Below are 26,268 nucleotides of genomic sequence, written 5' to 3' on the forward strand. Positions count from 1 at the left end.
CAGGACGGGGTCTTTCATTCGGCGGCGAGCGCCCGCGGCACGTCCTGGCGCAGGGCGAGCAGGGCGGGAATCACCGTCGCGGGCACGATGAGCAGGGCCCCGCCCGCGGTCAGCGCGGCGACTGCCGCCACGGTCGCGGAAGAGACTGCGAGACCCTGGCCGGTGCCCCAGGCGCCGGCCAGCAACGTCGTCGCCACGGCGGCCAGCCCGAGCAGGCAGGCGGTCCCGACGTAGATCACCGCCTCGGCCGCCGCGGCGGCGGTCACCGTTCCCGGGCTGCCGCCACCGGCCACGACCAGGGCGACTTCACGCTCACGGCTGCGGCTCGACATGAAGATGGTGGCGGTCGCGCCCAGCAGCGACAGCAGGACCGGACCCCCGAGCAGCAGCACGACCGCTCCGACAGGCAGCGGACCGGCGTCGCCGGTGGTCCCGTGCGTCGCGTCGCCGGCGGCGTACAAGCCTCCGGCCAGCGCGATGGCCACCAGCAGCGGATTGATCACCGCGGTGCTCCGGCCGAGGTGGCTCACGCTCGCGTTGCGCGCCAGGTACCAGGCACTGGACCGGGAGTCCGGGACCAAAGCGGTCCAGCCCCGCACCAGCCGCGCCGTGAACAGCGGGCCCAGCGCCGTGAAGATCCCGGCCACGAGCGGACCGACCAGCATCAGCGGTGTGTCCATCCGGCCGGGGTCCGTGCCGGGCAGCGTGCTGACGAGCCACGCCAGGGCCGCCGCCATGGCTGCGGCGGCCACCCACCGTTTCCGGCTCATGGTCACCGGCGGAGCGTCCGCCTCGCGCAGGGTCCGGATGACCGGCGTGTGCGCGGCCCGGCGGGCGCCGCGCGCACTGGCGGCCACGGCCAGCAGGACGACGAACACCACCACCGCGGCCGCCGAGACGAACCCGAAGCTCGGCCGCACCGACGAAAACTCCGGGCTCGTCGCGAAGCTGAAGCGGAACAACGGCCGCAGCACCGGCACCGCCAGGAAACACCCGGCGATGCCGCCGACGAGGGCGAGTGTGGCCAGCTGGGCGTGGACGACCGTGCGCACGTGCGCGGGGCGCAGGCCGACCAGTTGCCACAACGCGTAGGCGCGCTGGTGCAGCGCTACGGCCAAGGCGGTGACCGAGCCGAGGACGACAAGTGCGGCCGCCACGCTGAAGACGATCATCGTGCCGCTGATGCCGTAGAGCGCCAGGGCGACGTTTCCGCCGGTGACCAGCCCGGTCTCGACGTCGCAGGCCACGACGGCGGTGACGACGGCAGTGGCCGCCGTGACCAGCAGCACTCCCAGCCACACCCGGAAGTTGTCGAGCAGGTCGGAGAAGATGAGGCGCAGCATGTCAGGCCACCACCGCACGGGCGTGGGTGAGCGCGTCGAGCACGTCCGCGGCGCTGGGCCGCAGCAACGTGCGGTGGATCGTCCCGTCGCGCAGCACGAGCACCCGGTCCGCCATGGCCGCCGCCTGCAGGTCGTGGGTCACCATGACGACGGACCGGCCGCCGTCGCTGACCGCCCGCAGCAGGCCGAGCACCTGGGTGCCCGCGTCGGTGTCCAGCGCGCCGGTGGGTTCGTCGGCGAAGACGATGTCCGGGCGCATGGCCAGCACCCGGGCGATGGCGACCCGCTGCTGCTGGCCACCCGAAAGCGCGGCCGGCTTGTAGGAGGCACGGTCGGCCAGCCCCACCTGGTGCAGTGCGCGGCTCACGTCCTCCGCACTGACTTTCCGTTGGGCCAGCCGGGCCGGCAGCGCCACGTTCTCCCAGGCCGTCAAGGAGCGGATGAGGTTGTAGGACTGGAAGACGAAGCCGATGTGCTCGCGGCGGACCGCTGCCTGCGCTCGCCGGCCGAGACCGCTCAAGGACCGGCCCATCACCGTGACGTCCCCGGACGTCACCGGCTCCAGCCCGGACAGGCAGTACAGCAGCGTCGACTTGCCCGACCCGCTCGGGCCGACGATGGCCACGAACTCCCCGGGGAAGACCCCGAGGGAGATGCCGCGCAACACCGGCGTGGGTGTTCCGCCGCGGCCGTCGAGGAACTCCTTGGTGATGGAGTCCGCCTGCAGAAGGTGATCGCTCATTCCGGTTCCCTGCTTCGTTCGTCCTTGACGGCTGAATGCTGCCCGGCCGGCAGCGGCTCGCGCGTCTGTCCCGAGGACGACCGGAGGTCTGTCCTGCGGCATACCCGGCCGTGCGTTCGCCGCGCGCTACCGCGTCTGTCCGGGGCGGCTTCGTGATCTCCCGGCTCGGCCCCGACCGCAGCACCACGCTGCGGCGCCGGACCCTCGACGCCGTCATCACGGTCTTGGTGTTCGTGACCGGCGCGGCGCAGCTGCACCCGTGGCAATTCCGGCCCGACCTCGGCTATCTCGCGGCGCTGACGCTGACCGCCGGTGCGCTGTCCATGCCCTGGCGCCGCCGGCTGCCCTCGAGCGTATTGGCCCTCGCTGTCGCGGGGAGCACGCTGCAGCTGCTCACCGCCGGTCCCAAGGACAGCTCCGTCGACATCGGACTGGTCTTCGCCGGCTACGCGATCGCCGCGTACGGGAGCGGGCCGACGCGCGTGCTGCTGCCCGCAGCCGGTGTCCTCCCCACGGCCTGGGCGGCGGCGGACTGGCTTGGCGACTCCGCCGGCCGCTACACCGCTCCCGCGGCGGTCGCGGTAGCCGTCCTGCCGATCTGGATCCCGTGGCTCATCGGCGCGAACGTCGAAGCGCGGCGCCGGGCGCTGGCCGGTCTCACCGAGCGTGCCGCCCGGCTGGAAGCCGAGCGGGAACTGGAGACCGTCCGGGCCGTGCTGGCGGAACGCGGACGCATCGCACGGGAGCTGCACGACATCGTCGCCCACCACGTGAGCGTGATGGGCGTGCAAGCCGGAGCCGCCCGCGTGGCGATGCGGGCCGCCCCCGAGCGGGCGGAGGCCGCGCTGCGCGGGGTCGAGGGTTCGGCCCGGCAAGCGGTCGCCGAGATGCGCAGCATGCTGGGCGCACTCAAAGCACCCGCCCCGGCCGCGCCACCCGAAAGACGCCGATCCGCCGGGTCCGCCGCCTTGAGCCCGCAGCCGGGCCTGGCCGATCTGCCGCGGCTGGCCGGGGAATTCGCCAACGTGGGCCTGAACATCGAGATGTCCCTTGACTGGCGTCTCGGCTCCGGCAACCCCGCGCCCGGCGAGGCGCTCCAGTTATCGGCCTATCGCATCGTGGAGCAGTCGCTGACGAACGTGCTCGAGCACGCGGGTACGGCACCGACCTCGGTGGCCGTGCGGGTGACGCCCACCGCGGTCGAAGTGACGGTGACCAACGGGCCGGCCGATGACGCGAAGAACTTCACCGGATCCGACCGGGGTACGCGCGGACACGGAACCGCGGGAATGAGAGACAGGGTGAGCATGTTCGACGGCACACTCAATGCGGGAGCCCTGCCCGACGGCGGTTACCGGGTCCACGCTCGGCTACCGAGGGAAGGCGGCCGATGATCCGCGTCGTGGTCGCCGATGACCAGCCCCTCATGCGGAACGCCCTGCGTACCGTGATCGACCTCCAGGCCGACCTGACCCTCGTCGGCGAAGCGGCTGACGGCGACGAAGCCGTGACTTACGTGCGCCGAGAACGTCCGGACGTCGCTGTCCTCGACATCCGCATGCCCCGGCTCGACGGCATCGCCGCCACTCGCGAAGTCACCCGCAGCACGGACACCCGCGTCCTGATCCTGACAACTTTCGAGGACGACGACTACGTCCACGCCGCCCTGAAAGCCGGCGCTTCGGGATTCTTGTTGAAGAACTCGCCACCCGAGGACATCCTGAACGCCATCCGCGTCATCTCCTCCGGGAACGGGCTACTCGCTCCATCGGTGACGATGAAACTCATCAAGCAGGTCGCCGCAGCGGCCCCCACCCACGACCCTGCCCTCGCCGAAACGCTCGACACGCTGACTGCCCGCGAAACCGACGTCCTGCGGGGCATAGCCCAAGGAATGTCCAACGCCGAGATCGGCCGGCACCTCTACATCGGTGAAGGCACCGTCAAAACCCACGTCTCGCGCATCCTCCTCAAGCTCGGCGCACGCGACCGGGTGCAAGCGGTCGTCTTCGCCTACGAAAGCGGCCTCATCGCGCCGGGAAAGCCGAGGTGAACGCCGACCGCAGCGAGAGCGAGGTTTCCGGGCAATATTCAGCCGCAGGCAGTTCGTCGCCGGAGCCGTCGCCGCCACGGTACGGGGTCCGGCGGCGGAGGTCGTGTTGTTGGGTGATCAGCGCCCCGGCGGCGATGATCCGTTACTGGTTCCTGCAACTTCGTCGAATGGCGATGCAGGCCTCACGGCGGAGCCATCACCCTCCCGGGAGCGACGACGGACAGCCCGTGCCGCTGGTTGGCTGCGGCACATCTCGAACAACGCTATAACAGGCCGAGCGGCGTTGCCGAACTCAGGTGAGCCATCCGGTCCGTCGTGGCCGGATACGAGTTTCGCAACGGCGGCAGTGGCGCTGTTCGGCGGTCGGGAGAATGCGGATCCGGCCGCGTTGCAGCAGCAGCTCGGTGCCGCGCACCAGTAGGTCCGGGAGCGCCGGCCGACGAGATCCGGTACGTCGGCCGGCGTTCCACGAGATCCGAGTCCCGCGCGAACCCGGCATCGCACCGAGCCGGGCGGCGGCCGGGATCAGAGGGTGACGACCAGTTTCTGCGCGGAGACTCCCTGGCGCAGGCGTTCCAGGGCGGCGGGGATCTGCTCGAGTCCGTCGCCGGCGATCACGGCCTCGGGCGCAGCCCGGTAGGTCCCGGTGGCCAGCGCGGCCGGAAGGAACCGGGTGAACACAGCCGGCCCGACGGAGGTGTCTTTCAGGGCCGGTCCCCGGATCAGGCCTACGCTGATGTTGTTGCGGCGGGCCAAGGCCGAGCGCACGTAGCTGACCGGGTCGGGGGCCGCACCGGAAATCCGTCGCCGTCCCGGCAGCACCGAGGCGAGCTTCAGTGCCGGGCCCAGTGAGCCATCGCCAATGGCCAGGGTCCCGGCCAGAGGGCTGCTGCCCACCGCGTCGATCAGGTCTTCGACCGCGTTCTTGCTGCGATAGTCGACCACCTCCTCAGCCCCGAGGCCCCGCACATAGTCGGCGTTGCGTGGTGATGCGGTGGTCACGACGCGGTAGCCGGCACCCCGGGCGAGCTGGATGGCGTTGCTGCCGACGGTGGTGGAACCGCCCCAGACGAGCACGCTTTCGGGTCGCTGCGGCGCATCGGGTCCCGGCAGTTCGAGAGCGAGCTGACCGGCCTCGAAAAGGCCGGTCGCGGCGATGGCGACTCCCATGGGCAGCACCGCTGCCTGCTCGAAGGAAAGGTGCTCGGGGATCGGTACGAGCATGTGCTGTTTCAGCACCACGTATTTCTGGAAGGCGCCCTCGGCGGCACGGTTGTGCGTGCGTTCGAGCGCCAGGGCGATCCCGGCCACGCGGGATCCGGGCGCCGTCCCGGTGACCGAAGGGCCGGTCTGGACCACCTCCCCGGCGACGTCCCAGCCGATGATCGCCGGGTAGGTGAGCCCGCGGTGGACCAGGCGGTACAGCGGGCCCGGCAGGTTGTCGACCGGGTTCAGGGCGATGGCCCGCACTCGCACGACGACCTCGCCGGCTCCCGGCGGCGTGTAGGGGGCGGGCCCCACGGCAAGAGCTGCGCCGGGGCGTCGCATCCAGAGGGCTTCGTTGTTCTCGTTCATGGATCAGGCCGTTTCTCAGGGGGTGTCAACGGCGTTGATCAGGCGCGCGTTCAGGTCGTCGCGCCGTGAGCCGCCGTGCACGATCGCGGTGGTAAGCAGGCTCGCCGTGATTTCGGCGCAGGCCTGGGCGCCCGCGGTCCCGCGCGGGATCGCCATGGCCTCGTACGCGCGCACGGCTTCGTCGAGGTCGTCGTGTTCGGCGATCGCCGTGGCCAGGTCGGTGCCGTCCAGCAAGGCCAGATTGGCCCCGATGCCGTACGGCGGCATCAGGTGAGCGGCGTCCCCGAGCAGGGTGATGCCCGGGACGTGGGACCACGAGTGCCCGACCGGAAGAACGAACAACGGCCAGCTGGTGTAGTGGGCGTCGCTCTCGCGGATCAGGTCGAGCAGCCGGGCATCCCAGCCCTCGACGGCCTTCAGCAGGTAAGCCCGGACGGCACCGGTGTCCTCGATGCTCGGACCGGTCTTGTCGGCCCAGTCCAGCGGGATGTCCAGGGAGACGAAGACCTGGATCTGGCCGGCACTGTTGCGCAGGGCCACCAGCGCCGTGGATCCGGACCTGGCCGACAGAGTTCCGCCGCCCACCAGCTCGGCCAGGGCGGGGTGGCGGTTGTCGGCGTCCTCGAGGACGTTTCCGACGAAGGTGGTTCCCAGGTAGGACGGTTCGATCCCCGACAGCGCCTGGCGGGTGCGTGACCAGGCCCCGTCGGCCCCGATGACCAGATCGAAGGTCTCGATCGAGCCGTCTCCGAAGCGGATGCTCGCCCGGCCGTCGGCAGCCGGGGTCACCGTGTCGGTCTGCCTGCCCCACAGCACGGTGCCCGGCGCGAGGGATTCCAGGAGAAGGGCTCGCAGCCGGCCGCGGTCGATTTCCGGGGCTTCGACGGTGCCGGCCTCGGGCTTTTCGTGCAGCAGCAGCGCACCCGTGAGGTGCTCGTACTCGCGCACTTCCTGCCCTTCCGGGCGAGCCAGTTCGGTGAACCGCTCGTACAGGCCGGCCACGCGGAGGGCGGCCTGGCCGGTGGGCACGTGCAGGTCGAGGGTGCCGCCCTGCCAACGGGCGTCCACCGAGGTCTCCCTCTCGTACACGGAAACGTCGAAACCGTGAAGCTGAAGGACACGGGCGCAGGCGAGGCCGCCGAGGCCGCCTCCAGAGATCGCGATACGTGCGGTGCGGGGGGTGCTCATGGCTCATGGACCTCTCGTCGGGGCAGCTGCCCTTCACGAGTGAACCACTAGCACACCAAAATTGCAACGCTCCAATAATGGAGTGCTCCAAGTTTTTAGCCTCGAGCGGCCACCCACCCGTGGTCCAGCAGGGCGAACACCGCACCGATGGCCTCAGCCGGCTGTGGGTGCGCGTAGGCCAGGTCGAACGCCTCCAGGGAGAAACGCGCCAGAGCCCGGCACAGGACATCCCCGGTCGCGGCCCCGACCGCCTCTTCCAGAGCTTTGGTCAACGCGTCTTCGTGCTGCAGCCAGACCCGCCGCCCGTACGCGCTCAGGGCCGGGGTCCGGTCGATCATCCCGGTGAACTCCGCGGCATGCGGATACGAGGCGACCTCGCCGGCCCACTTCACGATGAACGTGCGCAGGGCACCGACGACCTCCTGCGGCGCGCAATCCCGCACCGTCGCGACCAGAGCCGAGCCGATGGCCTCGCTTTCGTCGAAAGCCAGCGACTCCTTCGTGGGGTAGTAGTTGAACAACGTGCTGAGAGAGACGTCCGCAGCATCGGCGATCTCCCGCACACTCACCTGGTCGTAACCGCGCTCCAGAAACAACCGCAGCGCGGCATCCCCGATCGCCTTGCGGGTCTGGGCCTTCTTCCGCGCACGCCGACCGCTCTCACTCATCCGCAGATCCTAGGCCGCCCAGTTCACCGGCTGCGGTCGTTGCACCGGAAGAAGCCCAGCAGGACCTAGACCGGGGTACGAGGCGTCTTCCCCGCCACCGGGCCCGAGCCACCGTTGCGGCGGACGACCGTTCCCCGCACGGCCAAGCCGAGGCACAGCAGGGCCAGTCCCGCGACGAGCAGCAGGGCTCGGTGGTGCCCGAACGCGGCGGCGGCCGGCGCGAGCGGGACCGCGGCGACGGGCCACGGCCAGATCGCCCGCCACGACCGGCTGCTGCCGCCGAGGACGAGGGCGGTTCCGATCAGGAAGAGGGCGACGCCGGCGGCCAAGGCCCAGCCGCCCGCCGACGGCAGCGCTGCCCCGGGGTGCAGCACGAGCTCTTCGACGCCGACACCGGCCATGACGACGCCCAGGGCGAGCGGTAGGTGGCCGTAGACGAACAGGTCGTGCCGTTCGTCGGCGGGCGTGCCGTCGTCCCGGGACTCGTCGTCGCGCCGGCGCAACGCGGCGGCCCCCACGGCGGCGGCGGTGTCGAAGTAGATCCACCACATCGCGGCGGCGATGACGAACCCGGCGACTCCGACCGCCACTGCGGACGGGCCCCACGCCGCGTCGTGCACGCCGATGGCCGCGCCGCCCACGGCTTCCCCGAGCACCAGGATCACGAAGAGCCCGAACCGTTCCGGGAGGTGTTCCATGTGCAGCGGGAGGTGGTTGTCGCGCCAGGTGGCGATGACCGGGCCGACGGCGTCGACGACGACTGCCGCGCCCCACAGCCAGTACCGCGCCGGTCCCCCGAAAGCCAGCGACACGGCCCACAGGGCCGAGCTCGCCGCGATGGTGGCGAGGTAGACGTCGATGGTGCCCCGCGCGTCGGGGACGTGCCGCCATGCCCGCGCGTAGAGCCCCAGCAGGATCACCCGGCCGGCGAGGAAGCACACCGCGAACGGCGTGGAGAACGACGAGGTCGCGGTCGCGGCGCTCGCCGCGCACCCGGCGATGGACAGGGTCGCGGCGAGCTTGGCGATGCGGAACAGGACGTCGTCGGTGTCGAACCGGTTGGCGTAGAGGGTGTACCCCACCCAGGACGTCCAGATGGCGATGAACAGGGCCACGAACGTGCCGACCCCGGACCACGTCAGGTGCTTGAGGAAGGCGACGGCGAGCTCGTTCACGACCAGGACGTAGGCGAGGTCGAAGAACAGTTCGAGGTTGCTCGCCGATGCTTCCTGCCCGGTGCGCAGCGCGGGCGGGCGGACCATCGGCTCGCGTTCGGTACCCACGCTCACGAGCGTCTCCTGTCCCCGGCCCCTGCGTCGGGTACCGGCTGTCCGGGGGCCGCCCATTCCGGCACGATCGTCGGAGTGGTCAGGTCAGGACCCGGCGGCCTCGGTCCACCGGGCGGTGAGCCGCACGAGCCCGCTCCGGCATCGCCGCCCGGCGGAAGCCTGGCCGGTGCGGATGGGGTAGGCATGGCGTTCTCCGTTCGCTGCCGGAGTGCGGGACTACCCAGGGGCGGGCCGCAGGAAACGGCGAAGCGGCCGCGCTCACGTTGCCGTGCCGATGTTTGAGGGAGCGGGTCGAGGGCATTCGCCCCGGACCCCGTGTCCGACGGCGAGTGCCACCCGCAGGTCCGGTATTGCCTTCGCGAGCACGCCCGCGAAGGCAACACCGGAGGTTCCCATCTCCCGCTCGGCTCGGGTCCCCGCACTCGGAGCCGCTGACCTGCCGTCATCCGCCGACCGGCCGATCGGTCCACCTGGCCGGCCACCGGACCACCGAAGGAGCCACGCAATGCCCACCGAACGCCAAGGCGACGACCCCCGCGGCCGCGGATCTGCGGACCCCACCAGCCAGGACTCCCCGCGACGGGAGCCGTCGGTGCGAAACCGGCTGACCGGCCGCGCGGATCCCGGGCAGCACCCGGACGACGCCCGGACCGACCTCGATCACCACGACCGGCTCGAGGCGGACGCCGGCACCGGGCCTTCCCGCGGGGATGTCCTCCACCGGCAGAAGGACCGCTTCGGGGGCATCAAGTGGGGCTCGGCGTTCTTCGGCTGGCTGACCGCGATCGGCACCGCCGTCCTGCTCTTCGCCCTGCTCACCGCCATCGGTGGCCTGATCGGCCTGTCCCTCACCGACGACAGCGGGCAAGCGGCCGGGCAGGCCGCGCAGAATCCCGACGTGACGCGGACCGCGGGGGTCGTCAGCGCCATCGTCGCCGCAGCCGTCCTGCTGGTCGCGTACTACTGCGGCGGCTACGTCGCCGGACGCATGGCCCGGTTCAACGGCGTGAAGCAGGGCATCGCCGTGTGGGTCTGGACGATCGTCATCACCGTCGTCGTCGCGATCCTCGCCGCCATCGCCGGTGACCGGTTCGACGTCGTGAGCCGGATCGGCGGGCTGCCGAAACTGCCGGTCAGCGACGACGCCGCGACCATCACGACGATCATCGGCGTGGCCGTGGCCCTCGTCGTCGCCCTGGTCGGAGCGATCCTCGGCGGTCTGGCCGGGATGCGGTTCCACCGCAAGGTGGACCGCGCCGACCTCGGCACCGACCGACCGTGAAGATCGCGATGGGGCTGGAGCACGCCTAGCCGCCGGCCGCCGCCTGGGAAGGCCCCGCCGGCAGCCGGTGCACCCCCGTCGGAGAACTGGCCTCGGCGATGACCAGGTTCGGCCACGAGGTGACGGTCCACGCCCGGGGCGCGCCGGGAAACTTGTGCCGGGCAAGGGGTTCGCCGTCGTGATCGCCGCGCTGCGGCCCAACGAAGACACTCCCGCGCCTTGCACGCAGCGGTTTCAGCTCAGTGTGTGGCGGGCCAGCAGTGCCGCCTGCGCGCGGCTCTGGCAGCCGGTCTTGGTGAGCATGCGGCTGACGTGCGTCTTGACCGGGTGCAGGCTGACCACGAGCCGGTCGGCGATTTCCGCGTTGCTCAGGCCTTCGCCCACCAGGCGCAGTACGTCGCGTTCTCGCGGGGTGAGGTCGGACAAGCGGGCCAGCTCGGCGGGGTCGGTCGACAGCGCGGCCAGGTGGACGACCGCGTAGAAGCCGGCAACGTGCGAAGCGGTGACGTCCCGCAGATCGACGGCGTGCCCGGCCGGGTCGGCGGGGGCGGGCCCGAGCAGGCAGTCCTCGAACAGCCCGGAGTCCAGGCGGGGGACTTCGTGCCCGGCGACGGCGGTGGCCCGATGAGCTGTCTGGAAGCGGAGGACCACGCCGGAATCTCCGTCCCGCACGCCTTTCCGGAGCAGGTCGTGGAGCTCGGCGAAACCCGGATGAACTACGCGTCGCGGGCGACCTCGGGAACCCGGCGATGCTGCTCATCCCGGCGCAGACGGAGTCGTGGTGGGGCTACGAGGCCGCCATGGGGATATCGGTGCACGATCACCCGCGCCCGGCACCGCCTCACTCGGCCGCGCCCTTTCGCCACAAAAGCGGCGGTCGAACGCGGCACCGTTCTCGGAGTTGTAGACGGCTTCCGCGCCGTGGTCGTCGTGCGGCCGGTGGATCAGGCCGGCCCCCGGTCCCGGAACCGTCAAGCACCGGTCGCGCCGGCTGAGCATCGCCGGGATCGTGGGCCGCACCGTGCTCGTCGATCCCCGGTCCGCGACGCCCAGCAGGGATACCCAGGCCCCTGGTCGCCTGCTTGGCTCAGCAGACGCTGTCGGCGGGCTGGGGGTTGGCCAGGCCGAACAGGGGGCGGAGCCGGATCCCGATCCACGTTCCCCCGAGCGCGAACAGTCCCCACAGCCAGCCGTGCAGGCTGCCGGTGGAGATGCCGGCGAGGTAGGCGCCGATGTTGCAGCCACCGGCAAGCCGGGCACCGATGCCCATGAGGACGCCGCCCAGCACGGCCGCGACGAAAGTCCGCCACGGGATCTCCGCGCGGATCTTCCAGGTCCCGGCGGCCGCGGCCGCGACGGCGGCGCCGAGGATGATCCCGATGTCGGTGAGGCTCGTCTTGTCCGTCCAGATCGGGCCGGCGAGGGCCTTGGCGTTGGTCGCGCTCCGCCAGAATTCCCAGGTTTCCGGGTGCAGGCCGACCAGTTGCAGCAGTTTCGCACCCCACAGGGCGAACGCGAACGTGACGCCCCAGGGACTGCCGGACACGAGGACCACTACCGCGGCGAGTACACCCAGCACGACCGCGCCGGCCAGCAGCGGCCAGGAGCCCCGAAACACCCGCGCGAAGCCCCGCGCGGTCGGGACCGCGTCGACGGGTGGCGGCGTGCGGCGGGCCTGGACCACGCGCGTCACCACGACGACGAGCGCCAGCGCAGCGACGGTGATCGCCCAGGAACCCCACCAGCCCACGTGGTCGGCGAGCAGGAAGCCGGACACCTGCGGCCAGCCCGTGAAGATCGGGTAGGCCCACGTGAAGAGCACCGAGCCGGCGATGAAGCCGCCCAGCGTCGGCACGATCGTGGCCTGGCCGGCGCCGACCGCGAACAGCGTCCCCGAGGCGCAGGCGCCACCCAGCTGCATCCCGATCGCGAACAGCGCCGCCCCGGCGAACAGGGCGAGCCCCACCGGTCCGGCGGTGAGCTTCGGCGTCACGCCGAACAGCCCCGCGCCGGTGCCCGCGATCAGGGCGATCAACGTGGCCGCGGTGCCGAGCAGCAGGGTGTGCGCGCGCAGCCCGGTACCGTTGCCGACCGCGATCAGCTGCCGCCACGCGGAGGTGAAGCCGAACCGCGAATGGAACAGGGCCAGGCCGAGCAGCAGCCCGACGACCAGCAGCGCGCCGGACTTGGCGCCGTAGGACGCCCAGACGTACCAGCTCAGGCCGGCGGCGAGCGCCGCGCTGACGACCAGCGGTACCACCCGGACGGGTTCTTCCGGCGCCGGCCGCGGCGCGGCGCACGAAGTGGGCGAGCTCAGCAGGAAGTTCCCTGCCGGGGTGCGTTCGGTGGAGGTGGACATCGATACTCCTATGAGGACACGCGGATCGAGGAGAAACGAGTTCCCGGGGCGGCCGGTGGCGGTCCTCGCCGGGGCGGGCGAGGACCGCCGGCAGGTCAGGACCAGGAGGGCAGCAGCTTGCCCGGAACGCCGTTGACCGACTGGATCAGGCCGAGCACCGGGACGCCAAGTGGGGCGAACGTCCAAATGTTGTTCAGGCCGCTGGTGTCCGGCTCGTCGACCACGACGACGCCCGGGGCGTCGGCCGCCAGTGCCGGTCCGGCCGCGCCGAAGAGGGCCGCACCGGCGAGGACCGCGGCACCGGCCGCGCGGATGAGGTTCTTCTTCATTTTGTGCACCTTTCAGGAAACGGCGGTGATGAGGCCGAAGACGGGGGCGAGCAGCCCGACGGGCTGGCCGAGCGGACCCAGCACGCTGCCGAGGTCGACGCCGGGCACGAGCCAGACGGAGCCGTCGGTCGGGTCGGCACTGGCGACACCGGCGGCCAGGCCGGTGAACGCAGTCGCCGCGACGAGCGGCAGCAGCACGCGGGCAGCGAGACGCTTCATGCGTTTTCCTTTCTTCGCAGGGGTTTTCAGCGGAGAACCGCCGTGATCGGCACGATGGTTCCGTCGGGGACCCACTGGCCCGCGTAGTCGCGGTCCATCACCATTCCGGTGGCGTGGGGTTCGGTGGGGTACATCGGCATGGCGTTGACCTGGGCGGCGGCGAAAATCTGCACGTCCGCCGCCGGCCGGCCGGCGCCCAGCCAGTTCCGGAAGCCGCCGAGCGTCGGGCTTTCGCCGCCGAAGCGGTTGCCGACCGCGACGGCGTACCCGACCGCGGCCGACTCCCGCGGGTCGAAGCGCAGCGGCAGCGACGCGCTCGCGACGGCGTTGACGATCGGCCCGTTCAGCAGCCACGGCGCCAGGTAGAGCCCGTACTGGTGGGTGGGTTCGAGGCGCTGCAGCTCCGCGGCCCGCGTCATCGCCGTGTACCCGGCGGCCCAGCCGGAGACGACGACGAGCGCGGTGTCCGGCCCGGCGTCCGGGCGCACGGCCAGTCCGGCGCGCGCGGCGGTGTCCCGCACCAGCTTCGCGGCGGCGATCCCACGCGGGGAGTCGTCTTCGACCAGTGTGAGCGCGGCCGGCTTCCGCCCGGCGAGGAACTCGACGAGCTTGACGAGCGCCCCGCTGTCCTCCGGCGTCAGCGCGTCGGACGGGCACGCGGTCAGCACGTCGGTGCGGCCGGCGACCAGGCCGCCGAGGGCCGCGGACGCGCATTCCGGCGCGTCGGCGTCGATGATCGACGGGCCGGGCGCGCTGCCCGCGTCGACCTCGACGACCGAAGTCGTGTCGCCGCGGCGGATCTCCAGGCCGCTGCGCCCGGGCGGCAGATCGACATCTGCCCACGTGCCTTCGGCCCCGGGCCGCGCGACGGCCTTCGTGATGATCCCGCCGCGGACGCCGGCGGCGAGGTCGCCGCCCGCACTGGGCGGGAAGTGGACGAGGTTGTGCCCCGGCCGCTGCGGGCTGACCAGCACCGGGAACCCCGGCTCGTCGGCCAGCAGCGGCACGCCCGGCACGGGCAGCGGCGGTGGCGCCGGGATCGCACCGAGCGCACTCCACGCGAGGAACCCGAGGGCGACACCGGCCGCACCGAAGCGGTAGGCACGCCCGCGCAGCACCACCGCGAGCCCGCTCACCACCACGGGGACGACCACGACGGCGAGGACCGCGAGCCCGAAGAGCGTCGTGTAGAGCCGCCGGTCGAACCCGAGGCCGGACAGCCCGAACCGCACCGCGCCGGCGAGGACCAGGAGCCCGCCGAGGGTGAGGGCCAGCGGGCCGGGCCGGATCGCGGACGTCGAGACCGGCCCGTGCAGCGCGAAGCCGAACCACACGGCCGCCCCGGCGACGAACACCGTGTCGATCGCGAACTCGATGCCGGTGCCGCCGAGCGACGTCTCCAGCACGACGAGCACCAGCAGCGCGGCCGACGTCCAGCGGGTGGCCCGCGGGAAGACCGGCACCGCCACCGCGAGCACGACGTGGATCGCCAGCGCGACCACGGTGACGTCGACGGCGAAGGCCGACACCACGGCGAGCAGCGCCGACGACCCCCCGAGGACGTACAGCACGAGCTTCCGCGTGCGCGGCAGGTCCCCCACCGGCGGGCGCAGGACCCCGCCGCCCGCGAGGAACGCCGTGGCCAGCAACAGGGCCAGCCGCAGCACCAGCGCCAGCACGTCCACAGTGGACGAACCGGTCGGCGCGGAGTGGTCGTGTTCCATCAAAACTCCCAGCTCGGGGGTCGTGAGTGGTAAGGCGGGTTCTAACCCGCCTTACCACTCACGACGGGTGGGTCACTTCAGGCCGGTGGCTTCCGCGGCGGCGGGGTCGGAGTCGGCGAGGAACGTCCGGCAGCGCTCGTACTCCTCGGCCTCGCCGATCTTGCCGGCGGCCTTGCCGAGCACCGCGAGGGCGCGGAGGAACCCCTGGTTGGGGCGGTGCGCCCACGGCACCGGGCCGAAGCCCTTCCAGCCGGCGCGGCGCAGCTGGTCGAGACCCCGGTGGTAGCCGGTGCGGGCGTACGCGTACGCGGCGACGGTCTCGCCCGCGTCCAGCGCCTTCTCGGCGAGCGAAGCCCAGGCCTCGCTGTAGTCGGGGTGTTCGGCCGCGACGGTGGCCGGGTCGTTCCCGGCGTCGAGCGCGGCCTGGGCGGCGGTGTGCTCGGGCAGCATCGTCGGCTCGGGGCCGAGCAGGTTGTGCGTCATGCCGCCCATTCTGCCTCTAGAGGAAGAGGCTCCCGAGCACCCCGGCTCCGGCCAGCACCAAGGCGGCGACCAGCACGCCCGCGACAACTCGTTTCGGCATCATGGCGCGACACCATGCCAACCCGGGCGGTCCGGAAGCAAGTCCGCCACCCTTAGGGGTGAACCCCCGATTTTCGCGTTCTTTGCCACGGTCTTGGCCCACTCGTGACCATGACCGGCCATGATGTCCGGCATGGCCAAGGCAGTCGACGTCCCGGTGGACGTGATCCCGCGCAGTCCGATCGGCAAGACGCGGCTGTTCTTCTCCCGGCACTGGCACCGCGGCGCCCCCGGGCAGCCGACCCCGGACTGGGTGCTGCGCTTCTGTTACGGGATGTGGCTGGCGGCGTTCGGGTTCAAGCTGCTGGGCTCGTCGTGGGACATGTCGTGGCACTTCATGTGGCTGCGCGACGACCTGGCGCCACCGCACCTGATCAACACGGTCGGCACGGTGATCATCGTGGTGCTGGTGTCGATCCACAGCTATACGGGCCTCGGCTGCGATCGGAGCTCCCTGCGCCTGATGCAGATCGGCCTGCTGACGTTCCTGGTGGCGGCGCCGCTGGACGTCATCAACCACCGCGTCAACGGCCTCGACCTGACGGCGTGGAGCCCGTCCCACATGATGCTGTACCTGGGCACGGGCATCATGCAGGCGGGCGTCCTCCTGGGCTGGCTCCGGTCCGCACCGCCGGGCCGGTTCCGCACGGGCGTGCTGCTGGCGCTGTGGGCGTTCTTCCTGGAGAACACGTTCTTCCCGAACGGCCAGCAGGAGTACGGCATCCTCGGCCTGCGAGCGTGGGAGCGCGGTACCCCGGAGGCCGAGCCGTCGCTGCTGGACTTCGCGGCCGCCCAGATCGGGCACCCGGTCGACCGGACGGCGGTGCTGCACTTCACGATGCCGATCCCGGAGTGGGTGTACCCGCTGTGGGGCATCGGGGTGATGGCGTTGATCCTGGTTTTGGCTCGGAAGACGCTGGGGTTCCGTTGGGCGGCGACCGCGGTGGCTCTCGCGTACGTCGCTTACCGATCGGTGATGTGGCCGCTGCTGCTGGGGCTGGGGTTCCCGGTGTCGACGGTGCCGTTCTACCTGCTTTTTGTGGGTCTCGCGGTGGACTTGGCGTTCGCGATCGGGACGGGCGTGTTGCGGGCGGGCGCGGGGGCGTTGCTGGTGACGGCGTTCGGGTACGGGGCGTTTTGGCTGCAGTCGCAGTTCCGGCCGTGGGTCCTGGGTGACGCGCACACGGAGTCGGCCCCACCGGCGGCGTACTGGACGGCTTTGGTGGTGCTGGGCGGGGTGTTCGCCCTGTGGGCGGCGGCCGGTCCGGCTTCGCGACGTTGGGCGGCTCGGCGTTCGGTCACCGCATCGGTCTGAACACGATGAAGGGCGGCACTCCACGTGGAAGTGCCGCCCTTCGCGCGTAGAAGACTTACTTCAGCTTCGTCCCCGCCGAGCCCAGTGCCTGGCAGGCCTCGACGACCCGGGCCGCCATGCCGGCCTCCGCGGCCTTCAAGTACGACCGCGGGTCGTACACCTTCTTGTTGCCGACCTCGCCGTCGATCTTCAGGACCCCGTCGTAGTTCTTGAAGAAGTGGTCCACGATCGGGCGCGTGAACGCGTACTGCGTGTCCGTGTCCACGTTCATCTTCACCACGCCGTACGACACCGCCTCGCGGATCTCCTCCGGCAGCGAGCCCGAACCGCCGTGGAAGACCAGCTCGAACGGCTTCGAGCCCGCGTCGAGGCCCAGCTTCTTCGCCGCCGCTTCCTGGCCGCCCTTCAGGACGTCCGGGCGGAGCTTCACGTTGCCCGGCTTGTACACGCCGTGGACGTTGCCGAACGTCGCCGCCAGCAGGTAGCGGCCGCGGTCGCCGGAGCCCAGCGCGTCGATCGTCTTCAGGAAGTCGCCCTCGGCGGTGTACAGCTTCTCGTTGATCTCCGCCTCGACGCCGTCCTCCTCGCCGCCGACCACGCCGATCTCGACCTCGAGGATGATCTTGGCGGCCGCCGTCTTGGCGAGCAGCTCCGCGGCGATCTCGAGGTTCTCGTCGAGGTCGATCGCCGAGCCGTCCCACATGTGGGACTGGAACAGCGGGTTCTGGCCGTTCTTGACGCGCTCGGCCGAGATCTCGATCAGCGGGCGGACGAAGCCGTCCAGCTTGTCCTTCGGGCAGTGGTCGGTGTGCAGCGCGACGTTCACGTTGTACTTCGCCGCCACGACCTGGGCGAACTCCGCCAGCGCCGTCGCGCCGGTCACCATGTCCTTGACCTTCTGGCCGGACGCGAACTCCGCACCGCCGGTGGAGAACTGGATGATGCCGTCGCTCTCCGCCTCGGCGAAGCCGCGGATGGCGGCGTTCACGGTCTCGGACGAGGTCACGTTGATGGCCGGGTAGGCGAACTCGTTCGCCTTGGCCCGGTCGAGCATCTCCGCGTAGACCTCGGGGGTGGCGATGGGCATCGTTACTCCTCCTTGGCACAGGGTGGGTCCCGACCGCATCGTACGAGGTCGGCCGCCGCCGCACACCGGTCCCCGGCGAGAAACTTTTCCGCACGTGGAATCGGTTCAGAAGGGGCGTGTCCGGCCGCCGGGCGAACCGGCGGCCGGACGGGGATCACCGCAGCTCGGAAGCCAGCGCGCGGTAGGCGGGCCACGGGTCTTCGTTCAGCACCTGGACGTTCACGTGGTCGGCCCCCGCCTCGAGGTGGGCCGACAGGCCGCGAGCGATCGTCGCCGCGTCGCCCTGCAGCACCAGCGCGTCGATCAGGCGGTCGCTGCCCTCGCCCTCGAGGTCCTCGTCCGTGAAGCCGAGTTTCCGCAGGTTGGCGACGTAGTTCGACAGGCCGAGGTAGAACTTCACCGTCTTGCGGCCGATCGCGCGGGTCTCGGCGGCGTCGGTGCCGAGGACCACCTTGTGCTCCGGGGCGAGCAGCTTCCCCTCGCCCAGGATCTCGCGCGCCCCGCGGGTGTGCTCCGGCGTGGTCAGGTACGGGTGCGCGCCCGCGGTGCGGTCGCCGGCCAGCTCGACGACCTTCGGGCCGAGCGCCGCCAGCGCGCGTCCCGAAGCCGGGACGCCCGCCGCGTCCAGCCCGTCGAGGTAGTCGACCAGCGCCGCGTACGGCTTCTTGTACTCCTTGGTCGCCTCGCGGTGGCCCGCGCCGACGCCGAGCAGGAAGCGGTCCGGGTACTTGCCCGCGATCCGCTCGTACACGCGGGCGATGTCCGCGGGCTCGTCCTGCCAGATGTTCACGATGCCGGTGGCGATGACCAGGCGATCCGTCGCCGCGAGCAGGTCGTCCACGTAGGCGAGGTCGCCGCTCGGGGACGCCCCCAGCCAGATCGCGCCGTAGCCGAGCTTCTCCGCCTCCGCCGCGAACTGCGCGTCGACGCCCGAGTAGTGCCGCCAGATACCGAGCTTGCCGAGTTCGATTGCCATGGAACACTCCAACGCGCGGGACGGCGATTTTCCTCCCGGGTCCGGCGAATTAATGTCGACGGCATGACCAAGCTGGGCAACACCGACCTCGACGTCTACGGCCTCAACCTCGGCGGCAACGTCTTCGGCTGGACGGCCGACGAGCCGCAGTCCTTCGCCGTCCTCGACGCCTACACCGCGGCGGGCGGCAACTTCGTGGACACCGCCGACCTCTACGGCGGCGGGGGCGGCTCCGAGGAGATCCTCGGCAACTGGCTGACCGCCCGCGGCCGGCGCGACGACGTCGTCGTCGCGACCAAGGTCGGCATGTGGGAGGGCCGGCCGGGCCTGTCGGCGAAGAACATCCAGGCCGCGGCGGAGGACTCGCTGCGCCGCCTGAAGACCGACCACATCGACCTCTACTACGCCCACCGCGACGACCCGGACACGCCGCTCGAGGAGACGCTGGGAGCGTTCGACGCGCTGGTCCGCGCGGGCAAGGTCCGCTACCTCGGCGCGTCCAACTACACCGCCGAGCGGCTCGCCGAAGCACTGTCCACTTCGGACCAGAACGGCTTCGCGCGGTACGCGGTGCTGCAGCCGCACTACAACCTCGTCGAGCGGGACTACGAGCGCGACCTGGCCCCGCTCGTCGAACGGGAAGGCCTGGCGACGCTGCCGTACTTCGCCCTGGCCAAGGGGTTCCTCACCGGCAAGTACCGCACGAAGGGCGACGTGACGAACAGCCCGCGCGCCGCCCGCGCGGAGTCCTATTTGGACGGCGACGGCGAGCGCATCCTGGCCAAGCTCGACGCGGTGGCGGCCGCCCACAACGTCTCGGTCGCCACGGTGTCGCTCGCCTGGCTCCGGCAGCAGCCAACAGTCGCCGCCCCGATCGCAAGCGCCCGCACCCCCGAGCAGCTAACCGACCTGATCGCCTCCGTCTCCCTCAACCTGACTACAGAAGAAGTAGCGGAGCTTTCACGTGAAAGCTAACTTACTACGGGGTAGCTTACTGTGGGTAAGTTGGGGTACGGTGCCGTTCGGAAAGCGACGTTCGACGTCCAGGAGGGCACCGTGGCCAACCCGTTTTCGCTGCTGAGCGGCACCAAGAAGGTCGACGGCAAGGTCGTGCTGATCACCGGCGCCGCCCGCGGCATCGGCGCCGGGCTCGCCGAGCGGCTGGCCGCTCGCGGCGCGAAGGTCGCCCTCGTCGGCCTCGAAGCCGACGAGCAGAAGAAGGTCGCCGACCGGATCGGGCCGAACGCAAAAGCCTGGGAAGCCGACGTCACCAGCTGGGACGCCCTGGAAAGGGCCACGAAGAGCGTCGTCGAGCACTTCGGCGGGATCGACATCGTCATCGCGAACGCCGGCATCGCGACCGCGGGCTTCGTCCGCTCGGTCGACCGGGCCGCGTTCGAGAAGGTGATCGAGGTCGACCTGCTCGGCGTCTGGCGGACGTTCCGCGTCACGCTCCCGCACGTCATCGAGCGCAAGGGCTACCTGCTGGCCATCTCGAGCCTCGCCGCGATCACGCACGCGCCGGGCATGGCCAACTACTCCGCCGCCAAGGCCGGCGTCGAGGCGTTCTCGAACAGCCTCCGCGCCGAGGTCGCCCACCTGGGCGTCAAGGTCGGCGTCGCCCACCCGACGTGGATCCGCACCGACCTCGTCGAGAGCGCCGACGCGCACCCGGTGTTCGGCAAGCTCCGCGCGTCGATGCCCGGCCTGATCGGCAAGACCTACCCGCTGGACGTGGCACTGGACGACCTCGAGGCGGGCATCCTCAAGCGCGCCCGGACCATCCACGTGCCGCGCTGGGTCGGCGCGCTCAAGCTGTTCCGCGCCTTCCTGCCGCCGGTCGTCGAGATCGGCTCGCGCAGCCGGGTACCTTCGGCGGACAAGGCCGCGCTGGCCGACATCGAGGCCCGCGGCGCGTTCGAGTCGGCGGTCACCGGCCACGGCGGGCGAGCCGCCACCAAGGGGTGACGATGTCCCGTCGCGATCAGATCAGGATGACCGAGGCCGAGGTCCGGGCGTACCTCGACGGCCAGAAGGTCATCAACGTCGCCAGCGTCGGCCCGAACGGCCGCCCGCACCTCGCCCCCCTCTGGTACTTCCCGCACGAAGACGGCGTCGCGACCTGGACGTACGGCACCTCGCAGAAGGCGAAGAACTTCCGGCGGCTGCCGGAAGCGACCGTGCTGGTCGAGGACGGCGACAGCTACGAGAAGCTGCGCGGCGTCTCGTTCGAGGCCGACGTCGAGCTCGTCGAAGACACCGACAAGGTCACCCGGATGGGGACCGCGCTCATGCAGCGCTACTCCGGCGCCAAACCGGGTGACCCCGCGACCGACGAGCTCAAGGCCTTCATCGCAGGTCAGGCCGCCAAGCGCGTCGGACTGGTCTTCCGCCCGACCAAGGTCGTCAGCTGGGACCACAGCAAGCTCGGCGGAACGTACTAACCGGTAGGGAGTACTTCCAGGTAACTGTTACTTGAGGTAACGTCATCTGGGCAGCATCCCCGAAGCAGCGGAGGCCGACAGATGACCGAGCGGTTCAAGGTCGTGATCGTGGGCACCGGGTTCTCCGGTCTCGGCCAGGCGATCCAGCTCGAAAAGGCCGGCATCCGGGACTACGTGATCCTGGAGAAGGCCGACGAGGTGGGCGGGACCTGGCGCGACAACTCCTACCCCGGGTGCGCGTGCGACGTGCAGTCGCACATGTACTCGTTCTCGTACGAGCAGAACCCGGACTGGTCACGGTCGTTCTCGCCGCAGCCGGAGATCTTCGGCTACCTCAAGGGCGTCGCGGACAAGTACCGGCTGCGCGAGAAGATCCGCTTCGGCGTCGAGCTCACCGGCGCCCACTGGGACGAGCGGGACCGCCGCTGGACGGCGACGACCAAGGACGGCCGCGAGTTCGTCGCCCAGTTCCTCGTCTCCGGCGTCGGCGGCCTGCACATCCCGCAGATCCCCGAGCTGCCCGGGATCGGAAACTTCCAGGGGCGGACCTGGCACTCCGCGCGCTGGGACCACGGCTACGACCTGCGCGGCAAGAAGGTCGCCGTGGTCGGCACGGGCGCCAGCGCCGTCCAGTTCGTCCCGAAGATCGCCCCCGACGTCGCCGAACTGACGCTGTTCCAGCGGACGCCGCCGTGGATCATGCCCAAGCCCGACCACGCGATGCCGTCGTGGGCGCAGACGCTGTTCAAGCGCCTCCCCGGCACCCAGCGCCTCTACCGCAACGCGCTGTACTGGCTCCTCGAGGCGCGGGCCATCGGCTTCAACGGCCACCCGGTGGTCATGAAGGCCGGCGAGCTGATCGCGAAGCGGAACATCGCGAAGGGCATCAAGGACCCCGCGCTGCGCAAGAAGGTCACCCCGGACTACACGATGGGCTGCAAGCGCGTCCTGATCTCCAACGACTACTACCCGGCGCTGAGCCGGCCGAACGTCGAGGTGAACACGGCCGGCATCAGGGAGGTCAAGGCGCATTCGATCGTCGACTCCGCCGGGGTGGAGCACGAGGTCGACGCCATCGTCTACGGCACCGGCTTCAAGGTGACCGACGCGCTGGAGTACCTCGACATCACCGGCGTCGACGGCCGCAACCTCGCCAAGGAGTGGGCGAGCGAGGGCATGCGGACCCACAAGGGCATCACCGTGTCCGGCTACCCGAACCTGTTCTTCCTGCTGGGCCCGAACACCGCGCTCGGCCACAACTCGGTGGTGTTCATGATCGAGTCGCAGGCGCGGTACGTCGTCGACGCCATCAAGCTCGCCGACTCCCGCGGCGCCGCGGCGCTCGACGTGCGGCCGGGCGTGCAGGACGAGTTCCAGCGGGAGATCCAGGACAAGCTGGTCAAGGGCGTCTGGACGCAGGGCGGCTGCAAGAGCTGGTACCTCGACGCCCAGGGCGTGAACCGGACGATCTGGCCCGGCTTCACCTGGCGCTACTGGCTGGAGACCCGGAAGGTCGACCCGGCGGACTACGAGCTGAGCGGCCGCTCCTGATCCGCGGAGCGTGGTGCCCGACGTTTCGCCGAGCGGCGAAACGTCGGGGCGCGCAGCCTAGGACGGCAGCCAGGCGCCGATCACCGGCTTGAACTCGCGGATGCTCCGCTCGGCGATGGCGCCTTCCAGGAAGTACGGGTCCCGGTCGATCGTCTCCTTCAGGTGCGCCTCGTCGTCGGCCTGGTACAGCGTGACGCCGCCGGTGCCGTCGCCGAGCGGCCCGGCGACCGCGACGCGGCCCTCCTCGGCGAGCTTGGCCAGGAACTCGCGGTGGCGCGGCCGGACGTCCGGCATCTTCTCCTGGACGTAGGTGATTTCGACGAGGAACCAGGCCATGTGGATCTCCGGGGTCGGGCGGGCGGGACGGATCCGACGCTACCCGTGTCACGGTTCTGTACCAGCATCCGATCTGTGGCACCGGCAGTCGAACCCGATAGGCTGGGCACGCGTCAGTACCTGTGTGAGCGCTGTGAATACCGTGAACCTGCTGACGCGGCACACCGTGCAAACCGGGGTCGAGAACAGGCAGGGGTTCATGCTCGAGGGCAATGCGGAACGCAGTGTCGAGGCGACCCTCGGCCACCTGCGGGTCATGGACGGTCCGGCCCCGGCGCAGACGCCCGCGCCGCTGACCCTCGAAGACCTCTACCGCCAGCACCGCATGCGGCTGGTCCGGCTGGCGATTCTGCTGGTCGACGAGCCCGCGACGGCGGAAGACGTCGTCCAGGAGGCCTTCACCGGCCTGCACCGCAACTGGGGCAGGCTCCGGGACGCCGCGGCCGCGGTCGGCTACCTGCGCACGGCCGTGGTCAACGGGTCGCGCAGCGTGCTGCGCCGCCGCAAGACGGCCCGCGAGTACGTGCCGCCGCACGCGGTGAACGCGCGGTCCGCGGAGAGCCTCGCGATGCTCTCCAGCGAGCACCAGGCCGTCGTCAGCGCGCTGTCGAAACTGCCGCCCCGCCAGCGCGAAGTGCTGGTGCTGCGGTACTACGGCGGGCTGAGCGAGGCCGAGATCTCTGAGGCCGCAGGCATCTCCAAGGGTACCGTGAAATCGACCGCCAGCCGGGCGCTCGAGGCACTCCAGAAGGCCATGCAAGCCCCACAGTGACCCGGGTGGACCACTCCGATCACTGAGTCGTATCACCATGCTTGGTCCAGACCAATATATGCTGGGGGGCGTGAGAGGCGCCGGAGATTTCGTGATCATGGGCGGCCGGGTGGCAACCCCGGACCGTTTACTCGACGACGGCTGGGTGGCCGTCACCGACGGGCGGATCGCCGGCGTGGGTTCCGGGACCCCGCCGTCGGGCGAACACGTCGACGTCGGTGGGGCACTCGTCGTGCCCGGGTTCATCGACACCCACTGCCACGGCGGGGGAGGTGCTTCGTTCACCTCCCTCGATCCCGAAGAACTCCTGACGGCGGTGCGAGCGCACCGCCGTCACGGCACCACGACCATGCTCGCCAGCCTGGTCTCCGACCCGGTGGACATCCTGCGCGAGCAGGTCGCCGCGCTGCGTGAGCTCGTCCAGGACGGCGAGGTCACGGGCATCCACCTGGAAGGGCCGTTCATCTCCAAGGCCCGCTGCGGCGCGCACGACCCGGAGACGCTGCTCGAACCGGACACGGGCACGGTCGAGAAGCTCCTGCGCGCGGGCCAGGGCGCGATCCGGATGGTCACCATCGCCCCCGAGCTGCACGGCGGCGTCAAGGCCGTCCGGCAGCTGGCCGAGTCCGGCGTGATCGCCGCCATCGGGCACACCGACGGCGTCGAGGAGCAGCTGCTGCCCGCGATCGACGCGGGCGCGACGGTCGCGACCCACCTGTTCAACGGCATGCGGCCGCTGCACCACCGCGAGCCCGGCCCGATCGGGGCGCTGCTGGACGACGAGCGCATCACGATCGAGCTCATCTGCGACCTGGTGCACCTGCACCCCACCGTGGTCCGGCTGGCGGCGAAGCACGCGGGCCGGAACCGGACCGTGCTCATCACGGACGCGATGTCGGCCACCGACGCCGCGGACGGCCGCTACACGCTGGGCCGCCTCGAGGTCGACGTGCACGACGGCGTCGCCACCCTCGCCGACAACGGCTCGCTGGCCGGCAGCACCCTGACGATGGACACCGCCTTCCGCAATCTGGTCCGGGGTGCGAAACTCGGCATCCTCGACGCGGTGCACGCGACGTCGCAGCGGCCCGCTGAACTGCTCGGCATCGCCGACCGGACCGGGATGCTGTGTTCGGGCTACCAGGCCGACATCGTGGTCCTCGACCAGGACCTGCGGCCCGCGAAGGTGCTGCGGCGGGGAGAATGGGTCGCCGAGGTGGGTACGGCTACCTTGAGCACCTAGTTCCTACGACCGGACGGGCGGAGATGAGCGAGCCGAAGGACCCCGAGCAGCTGCTGGCGGACGCCCTTCGCGCGCAAGCCGTCTTCGCCCCGCAGGCGGCACCCCCGGCCCGCGACACCGAGCCGGCCACCGACGCCGTCCCGACGAGCGACCTGCCGTCGGCGTACGGGCTGCTTTCGGGGGCCAGCGCGGACTCGCTGGAGCGCGAGCGCGCGGCCCTGGACGCGGCCTCCGAGGCACCGACGGCGTTCGCCCCGCGCCCGCCGGAGCCGGCACCGGTCCGGACGTCGGCGCAGCTGCCGGCGTACTGGATCCTGTTGCTGGCGGTGCTGCTGGGGCTCGCCGCGGGGTCCGTGGTCGGCCTGCTGACGCTGGTCTGACCGGGTCTCAGTAACGACTCAGGGTGACCCTGTACCGTTTTCCAGGTGATTCTCGCCCAGAGCACGGTCAACACGATGTCGCTGCTGCCGTCATGGCTGGACCCGCAGCACCTGCTGAGCGGTCTGACGACACCGGTCATCGCGGTGCTGTGCCTGATCATCTTCATCGAGAGCAGCATCTTCCCGGTGCTGCCCGGTGACTCACTGCTGTTCACGGCGGGCCTGTTCATCGCGAACGGCACCCTCGACGCGCCGTTGTGGCTGGTCTGCGTGCTGGTGACGGTCGCGGCGCTGCTCGGCAACGTCACCGGCTACTACATCGGCTACTTCGCCGGGCCCAAGCTGTTCAACCGGCCGGACTCGAAGTTCTTCAAGCGGGAGTACGTCGACAAGACGCACGAGTTCCTGGAGAAGCACGGCCCGAAGGCGGTGGTCCTGGCCCGGTTCGTCCCGTTCGTCCGGACGTTCATCACCTGGATCGCGGGCATCGGCCGCATGGACCCGAAGCGCTACTTCACGTACACGGTGATCGGCGGCATCCTGTGGGCCGCGGGCATCACGATCCTCGGCTCGCTGCTGGGCAACATCGGCTTCATCAGGGACAACGTCGACGCGATCTTCGTGCTGATCGTGCTGATCTCGGTGGTGCCGATCGTGCTGGAGTACCTGAAGGCGCGCCGGGAGAAGAAGGCCGTCGTGGAGACCGATCCCGAGGTCACGCAGCGGATTCCGCGCATCAAGGACTGAGGTTCCGGTCTGCCCGGCGGTCACCTCGCCGATGCCGTCCAAGCGTCACTTTCCCTACGAAAGT

Annotated in this window: 27 protein-coding genes; 12 read left to right on the plus strand and 15 right to left on the minus strand. The window is 70.8% G+C overall.

The genetic code is table 11. The features are described 5' to 3' along the window. Window positions 1-14: 14 nt before the first annotated feature. On the minus strand, window positions 15-1,343 hold the full coding sequence (locus Q5425_RS39245) for an FtsX-like permease family protein (RefSeq protein WP_308677488.1): 1,329 nt from the start codon (window positions 1,341-1,343) through the stop codon (window positions 15-17). Between the two features lies 1 nt (window position 1,344). Then, window positions 1,345-2,085, minus strand: coding sequence for an ABC transporter ATP-binding protein (locus Q5425_RS39250; protein WP_308677489.1), 741 nt, complete (start codon window positions 2,083-2,085; stop codon window positions 1,345-1,347). Between the two features lie 152 nt (window positions 2,086-2,237). On the opposite strand from Q5425_RS39250, the gene Q5425_RS39255 reads away from it, so the two are divergent. Both Q5425_RS39255 and Q5425_RS39260 read left to right on the plus strand, forming a co-directional pair. Beyond that, window positions 2,238-3,479, plus strand: coding sequence for a histidine kinase (locus Q5425_RS39255; protein ID WP_308677490.1), 1,242 nt, complete (start codon window positions 2,238-2,240; stop codon window positions 3,477-3,479). Continuing rightward, on the plus strand, window positions 3,476-4,138 hold the full coding sequence (locus Q5425_RS39260; RefSeq protein WP_308677491.1) for a response regulator transcription factor: 663 nt from the start codon (window positions 3,476-3,478) through the stop codon (window positions 4,136-4,138). Before Q5425_RS39255 ends, Q5425_RS39260 begins: the two co-directional genes overlap by 4 nt. A gap of 525 nt (window positions 4,139-4,663) precedes the next feature. Here the strand turns inward: Q5425_RS39260 and Q5425_RS39265 are convergent. The 4 genes from Q5425_RS39265 to Q5425_RS39280 all read right to left on the minus strand — a co-directional run bounded on the left by Q5425_RS39265 (window position 4,664) and on the right by Q5425_RS39280 (window position 8,858). Further along, the gene (locus Q5425_RS39265) at window positions 4,664-5,713 is read right to left on the minus strand and encodes a zinc-binding alcohol dehydrogenase family protein (RefSeq protein WP_308677492.1); all 1,050 of its coding nucleotides are present in this window, start codon (window positions 5,711-5,713) and stop codon (window positions 4,664-4,666) included. A gap of 15 nt (window positions 5,714-5,728) precedes the next feature. Beyond that, on the minus strand, window positions 5,729-6,901 hold the full coding sequence (locus Q5425_RS39270; protein WP_308677493.1) for an NAD(P)/FAD-dependent oxidoreductase: 1,173 nt from the start codon (window positions 6,899-6,901) through the stop codon (window positions 5,729-5,731). Between the two features lie 95 nt (window positions 6,902-6,996). Further along, window positions 6,997-7,569 (minus strand): TetR/AcrR family transcriptional regulator, encoded by a 573-nt coding sequence (locus Q5425_RS39275; protein WP_308677494.1) that lies wholly within the window; start codon window positions 7,567-7,569, stop codon window positions 6,997-6,999. A gap of 65 nt (window positions 7,570-7,634) precedes the next feature. Next, window positions 7,635-8,858, minus strand: coding sequence for a low temperature requirement protein A (locus tag Q5425_RS39280; protein WP_308677495.1), 1,224 nt, complete (start codon window positions 8,856-8,858; stop codon window positions 7,635-7,637). A gap of 505 nt (window positions 8,859-9,363) precedes the next feature. Between Q5425_RS39280 and Q5425_RS39285 the strand changes: the two genes are divergently transcribed. After that, window positions 9,364-10,140 carry a hypothetical protein gene (locus Q5425_RS39285; protein ID WP_308677496.1) on the plus strand — a complete coding sequence of 259 codons (777 nt, stop codon included), beginning with the start codon at window positions 9,364-9,366 and terminating at the stop codon, window positions 10,138-10,140. Window positions 10,141-10,374: 234 nt separating this feature from the next. Here the strand turns inward: Q5425_RS39285 and Q5425_RS45950 are convergent, their stop codons facing one another. From Q5425_RS45950 to Q5425_RS39320, 6 genes are all read right to left on the minus strand, one after another. Then, window positions 10,375-10,791 (minus strand): response regulator transcription factor, encoded by a 417-nt coding sequence (locus Q5425_RS45950; protein WP_396135354.1) that lies wholly within the window; start codon window positions 10,789-10,791, stop codon window positions 10,375-10,377. 436 nt (window positions 10,792-11,227) lie between these two features. Further along, entirely contained in the window at window positions 11,228-12,499 is a 1,272-nt protein-coding gene (locus Q5425_RS39300; RefSeq protein ID WP_308677497.1) for a YeeE/YedE family protein, read from the minus strand. Between the two features lie 95 nt (window positions 12,500-12,594). Further along, the gene (locus Q5425_RS39305; RefSeq protein WP_308677498.1) at window positions 12,595-12,828 is read right to left on the minus strand and encodes a hypothetical protein; all 234 of its coding nucleotides are present in this window, start codon (window positions 12,826-12,828) and stop codon (window positions 12,595-12,597) included. 12 nt (window positions 12,829-12,840) lie between these two features. After that, complete coding sequence (locus Q5425_RS39310) at window positions 12,841-13,047, minus strand: hypothetical protein (RefSeq protein ID WP_308677499.1); 207 nt, start codon at window positions 13,045-13,047, stop codon at window positions 12,841-12,843. Between the two features lie 26 nt (window positions 13,048-13,073). Then, window positions 13,074-14,771: a hypothetical protein gene (locus Q5425_RS39315; protein WP_308677500.1), complete on the minus strand. Its 1,698-nt coding sequence runs from the start codon at window positions 14,769-14,771 to the stop codon at window positions 13,074-13,076. 72 nt (window positions 14,772-14,843) lie between these two features. Next, window positions 14,844-15,254 carry a DUF3151 domain-containing protein gene (locus Q5425_RS39320; protein WP_308677501.1) on the minus strand — a complete coding sequence of 137 codons (411 nt, stop codon included), beginning with the start codon at window positions 15,252-15,254 and terminating at the stop codon, window positions 14,844-14,846. A 232-nt stretch (window positions 15,255-15,486) separates the two neighbouring features. Between Q5425_RS39320 and Q5425_RS39325 the strand changes: the two genes are divergently transcribed. Then, complete coding sequence (locus tag Q5425_RS39325; RefSeq protein ID WP_308677502.1) at window positions 15,487-16,668, plus strand: hypothetical protein; 1,182 nt, start codon at window positions 15,487-15,489, stop codon at window positions 16,666-16,668. Window positions 16,669-16,723: 55 nt separating this feature from the next. On the opposite strand, the gene fbaA is transcribed toward Q5425_RS39325, so the two are convergent. Further along, a complete protein-coding gene (gene fbaA / locus Q5425_RS39330; RefSeq protein ID WP_308677503.1) occupies window positions 16,724-17,755 on the minus strand; it encodes a class II fructose-bisphosphate aldolase in 1,032 nt (343 codons plus the stop codon). 154 nt (window positions 17,756-17,909) lie between these two features. Next, a complete protein-coding gene (locus Q5425_RS39335) occupies window positions 17,910-18,731 on the minus strand; it encodes an LLM class F420-dependent oxidoreductase (RefSeq protein WP_308677504.1) in 822 nt (273 codons plus the stop codon). A gap of 63 nt (window positions 18,732-18,794) precedes the next feature. Between Q5425_RS39335 and Q5425_RS39340 the strand changes: the two genes are divergently transcribed. The 4 genes from Q5425_RS39340 (at window position 18,795) to Q5425_RS39355 (ending at window position 22,726) form a co-directional block, all read left to right on the plus strand. Further along, window positions 18,795-19,706: an aldo/keto reductase gene (locus tag Q5425_RS39340; protein WP_308677505.1), complete on the plus strand. Its 912-nt coding sequence runs from the start codon at window positions 18,795-18,797 to the stop codon at window positions 19,704-19,706. 81 nt (window positions 19,707-19,787) lie between these two features. After that, the gene (locus Q5425_RS39345; RefSeq protein ID WP_308677893.1) at window positions 19,788-20,699 is read left to right on the plus strand and encodes an SDR family oxidoreductase; all 912 of its coding nucleotides are present in this window, start codon (window positions 19,788-19,790) and stop codon (window positions 20,697-20,699) included. 2 nt (window positions 20,700-20,701) lie between these two features. Further along, a complete protein-coding gene (locus Q5425_RS39350; RefSeq protein ID WP_308677506.1) occupies window positions 20,702-21,175 on the plus strand; it encodes a pyridoxamine 5'-phosphate oxidase family protein in 474 nt (157 codons plus the stop codon). 81 nt (window positions 21,176-21,256) lie between these two features. Continuing rightward, complete coding sequence (locus tag Q5425_RS39355) at window positions 21,257-22,726, plus strand: NAD(P)/FAD-dependent oxidoreductase (protein ID WP_308677507.1); 1,470 nt, start codon at window positions 21,257-21,259, stop codon at window positions 22,724-22,726. A gap of 57 nt (window positions 22,727-22,783) precedes the next feature. Here Q5425_RS39355 and Q5425_RS39360 read toward each other — a convergent pair whose 3' ends face one another. After that, window positions 22,784-23,062 (minus strand): YciI family protein, encoded by a 279-nt coding sequence (locus tag Q5425_RS39360; protein ID WP_308677508.1) that lies wholly within the window; start codon window positions 23,060-23,062, stop codon window positions 22,784-22,786. Between the two features lie 199 nt (window positions 23,063-23,261). Between Q5425_RS39360 and Q5425_RS39365 the strand changes: the two genes are divergently transcribed. The 4 genes from Q5425_RS39365 (at window position 23,262) to Q5425_RS39380 (ending at window position 26,204) form a co-directional block, all read left to right on the plus strand. After that, window positions 23,262-23,834 carry a SigE family RNA polymerase sigma factor gene (locus Q5425_RS39365; protein WP_308677894.1) on the plus strand — a complete coding sequence of 191 codons (573 nt, stop codon included), beginning with the start codon at window positions 23,262-23,264 and terminating at the stop codon, window positions 23,832-23,834. 91 nt (window positions 23,835-23,925) lie between these two features. Beyond that, a complete protein-coding gene (nagA, locus tag Q5425_RS39370) occupies window positions 23,926-25,077 on the plus strand; it encodes an N-acetylglucosamine-6-phosphate deacetylase (RefSeq protein ID WP_308677895.1) in 1,152 nt (383 codons plus the stop codon). A gap of 23 nt (window positions 25,078-25,100) precedes the next feature. Next, the gene (locus Q5425_RS39375; protein WP_308677509.1) at window positions 25,101-25,457 is read left to right on the plus strand and encodes a hypothetical protein; all 357 of its coding nucleotides are present in this window, start codon (window positions 25,101-25,103) and stop codon (window positions 25,455-25,457) included. A 45-nt stretch (window positions 25,458-25,502) separates the two neighbouring features. Beyond that, on the plus strand, window positions 25,503-26,204 hold the full coding sequence (locus Q5425_RS39380; protein WP_308677510.1) for a VTT domain-containing protein: 702 nt from the start codon (window positions 25,503-25,505) through the stop codon (window positions 26,202-26,204). Window positions 26,205-26,268: the final 64 nt, after the last annotated feature.

The sequence above is a fragment of the Amycolatopsis sp. A133 genome, assembly GCF_031082405.1.
Lineage (GTDB): Bacteria > Actinomycetota > Actinomycetes > Mycobacteriales > Pseudonocardiaceae > Amycolatopsis.

Coding starts and splice junctions, on each gene's coding strand:
- Q5425_RS39245 (WP_308677488.1), bottom strand. CDS start 1,343: ATGCTGCGCCTCATCTTCTCCGACCTGCTCGACAACTTCCGGGTGTGG.
- Q5425_RS39250 (WP_308677489.1), bottom strand. CDS start 2,085: ATGAGCGATCACCTTCTGCAGGCGGACTCCATCACCAAGGAGTTCCTC.
- Q5425_RS39260 (WP_308677491.1), top strand. CDS start 3,476: ATGATCCGCGTCGTGGTCGCCGATGACCAGCCCCTCATGCGGAACGCC.
- Q5425_RS39265 (WP_308677492.1), bottom strand. CDS start 5,713: ATGAACGAGAACAACGAAGCCCTCTGGATGCGACGCCCCGGCGCAGCT.
- Q5425_RS39270 (WP_308677493.1), bottom strand. CDS start 6,901: ATGAGCACCCCCCGCACCGCACGTATCGCGATCTCTGGAGGCGGCCTC.
- Q5425_RS39275 (WP_308677494.1), bottom strand. CDS start 7,569: ATGAGTGAGAGCGGTCGGCGTGCGCGGAAGAAGGCCCAGACCCGCAAG.
- Q5425_RS39285 (WP_308677496.1), top strand. CDS start 9,364: ATGCCCACCGAACGCCAAGGCGACGACCCCCGCGGCCGCGGATCTGCG.
- Q5425_RS39300 (WP_308677497.1), bottom strand. CDS start 12,499: ATGTCCACCTCCACCGAACGCACCCCGGCAGGGAACTTCCTGCTGAGC.
- Q5425_RS39305 (WP_308677498.1), bottom strand. CDS start 12,828: ATGAAGAAGAACCTCATCCGCGCGGCCGGTGCCGCGGTCCTCGCCGGT.
- Q5425_RS39310 (WP_308677499.1), bottom strand. CDS start 13,047: ATGAAGCGTCTCGCTGCCCGCGTGCTGCTGCCGCTCGTCGCGGCGACT.
- Q5425_RS39315 (WP_308677500.1), bottom strand. CDS start 14,771: ATGGAACACGACCACTCCGCGCCGACCGGTTCGTCCACTGTGGACGTG.
- Q5425_RS39320 (WP_308677501.1), bottom strand. CDS start 15,254: ATGACGCACAACCTGCTCGGCCCCGAGCCGACGATGCTGCCCGAGCAC.
- Q5425_RS39325 (WP_308677502.1), top strand. CDS start 15,487: ATGGCCAAGGCAGTCGACGTCCCGGTGGACGTGATCCCGCGCAGTCCG.
- fbaA (WP_308677503.1), bottom strand. CDS start 17,755: ATGCCCATCGCCACCCCCGAGGTCTACGCGGAGATGCTCGACCGGGCC.
- Q5425_RS39335 (WP_308677504.1), bottom strand. CDS start 18,731: ATGGCAATCGAACTCGGCAAGCTCGGTATCTGGCGGCACTACTCGGGC.
- Q5425_RS39340 (WP_308677505.1), top strand. CDS start 18,795: ATGACCAAGCTGGGCAACACCGACCTCGACGTCTACGGCCTCAACCTC.
- Q5425_RS39350 (WP_308677506.1), top strand. CDS start 20,702: ATGTCCCGTCGCGATCAGATCAGGATGACCGAGGCCGAGGTCCGGGCG.
- Q5425_RS39355 (WP_308677507.1), top strand. CDS start 21,257: ATGACCGAGCGGTTCAAGGTCGTGATCGTGGGCACCGGGTTCTCCGGT.
- Q5425_RS39360 (WP_308677508.1), bottom strand. CDS start 23,062: ATGGCCTGGTTCCTCGTCGAAATCACCTACGTCCAGGAGAAGATGCCG.
- Q5425_RS39365 (WP_308677894.1), top strand. CDS start 23,262: ATGCTCGAGGGCAATGCGGAACGCAGTGTCGAGGCGACCCTCGGCCAC.
- Q5425_RS39375 (WP_308677509.1), top strand. CDS start 25,101: ATGAGCGAGCCGAAGGACCCCGAGCAGCTGCTGGCGGACGCCCTTCGC.